We start from the raw sequence: 1,484 nt of genomic DNA, 5'->3' as shown, positions 1-1,484 counted from the left end.
ATTGCCAATTCAACTCTAAATTTTCTTCAACAACTACGTGTTCATCTCCATTTTTTGGAGAAGGAGTATTCGTTTGTTTTTTTAAATTGGGTGTATCAATTTCGAAACCATTAAAAAGTAATTCTGCTATTTCTGAATTTGATTTTGAATCAATTTCAAAACGGATTACAACGGGTTTATTTTCTTCTACATTAAACTCGATATATGAAGTTTCTGATGCTATTTTAGAAAATACCCGATTGCTTTGCGAAACGGTTTGTATCAACTTATCATTCACATAAATATTTATAGGTGCATATTTTTTATCGCCTATTTTATCAAAAGTATTATGAAATGTAATTAAAGAATGTTTTCCTTCTTTTAAACCTGAAATAATCATTTCTAATGGTTCTTTAGAAAATAAACCATCACTCACTAATTGTGCATAATAAGGCGAACTTATACCTAACTTAAACCATTTTGATGTAAAATCACCTTTTAATTTAATTGACACATGATCAAAAGTTTTTTCAACTTCTTTAGCTTCATTAATTACCCATGATTTGTATGTAGGATCATGGACTTCTTCTAACCTTCTTCCTGAGAAATCAAAATCAACTTTTACAATTTGCTTTTCTGTTTTTTTATCGCTCTGGCATTGCACGTTTAATAATGTGGTTGCAGAAAACAATAAACATCCTAAAGTTCGTTTTATAAGTTTCATTTATTTTAATTTTATTTTTTCAGTTAATGAATATTCCAATAGATTTAGAATATCGTTTTTTCTTTCTTTTGGTATGATGTTGATGATTTCAACTTTTCCATTTTCTAGTTTTACCTCAACAGTTGTATTTTGAGTGGCATGCAATTTAAAATGTACATTCCAATCTTTTGGCCATGCAGAAAATAACAAAATTTTTCCATCTACTTCTTGTAATAACATCTCTTGCATACCAATCATTCCTGAACCTCCCCAATTATGATCTGGCACCCAGTCAAAACCTGGACCCCAAAAAGCAGGGAAACGTCTTTCTGAATTCGCCATTTTTAACATAGTATATTTTGCAGCTTCCTCTGTCAATCCTAATCTTGCTGCCATAATATTGGCTTGTTTCCAACCTACATGACTTCGAAATTTTAATAAATCTTCATCTAATTGATAGGTATGTTGTGCTATTTTTAAATCAGGTTTTCCAATACCGTAAATTTTCCATGGAAAAACTGGATAAAGTTGAGCGGCTTCTGTATTGTTTATACGTTCCCAAACTTTTGCTGGAGCTAATACTTTTTTATTATCAATTTCTCTAAAATTTAAAGGCGGGATTCTGGTTTGAAATGCTTTTAAATAAGTTATTTCTTCATTTGTTAAACCCTGTGATGAATATTTTAATAATTTTTCAGTAATCACTTTCAAAGCAGCAATGGTACTATTCGCATTATACGCCATTTTATAAGTTTCTACTGCAGAACCTGGATACAACACCAAATGACCATTTGCATCTAAA

At 30.3% G+C, this 1,484-nt stretch carries 2 pseudogenes; both read right to left on the bottom strand.

Going from position 1 to position 1,484, the window contains the following annotated elements:
• Window positions 1–703 (bottom strand): annotated as a pseudogene (locus tag ACTG3S_RS14455) (T9SS C-terminal target domain-containing protein); the annotation flags it as partial.
• Window positions 704–1,484 (bottom strand): annotated as a pseudogene (locus ACTG3S_RS14450) (DUF5703 domain-containing protein); the annotation flags it as partial.

Source organism: Polaribacter sp., from assembly GCF_965656025.1.
In the GTDB taxonomy this organism is placed as follows: Bacteria; Bacteroidota; Bacteroidia; order Flavobacteriales; family Flavobacteriaceae; genus Polaribacter.
Note: the sequence above shows the minus strand (reverse complement) of the source record. Positions and strands in the feature narration are given on the sequence as shown.